This is a genomic window from Ulvibacter sp. 2210JD10-4, assembly GCF_058148525.1.
Genome location: NZ_JBYVJZ010000069.1, coordinates 1 through 247 on the forward strand (window position 1 = coordinate 1; position 247 = coordinate 247).

At 40.9% G+C, this 247-nt stretch carries 1 protein-coding gene; it reads left to right on the forward strand.

Going from position 1 to position 247, the window contains the following annotated elements:
- The coding region (locus ACY2RT_RS15505; RefSeq protein WP_490156819.1) for a hypothetical protein at nt 1-247 on the forward strand (247 nt) is incomplete at both ends.

Genomic DNA, 247 nt, shown 5'->3' on the forward strand with positions numbered 1-247 from the left:
GGAGCATACGGGTTTAAGGATAAGCGATTTAAATATGGAATTTCAACCAAATGGCTATTAGACAGGAAAACACGACCTACTATTTTTGGAGGAAACCGAAAAGATGTTGAACAAACGGGAGCCAGTCTTACTAATAGTAACGGTGTTCTGGGAAGGAGTTTAGCATCATCTTCATTAATATCGGTAGGTGCGAACGACAGAGTAACCCGAATTAATTTGAGCACTGCGGGATTTTCTATAGAACCGG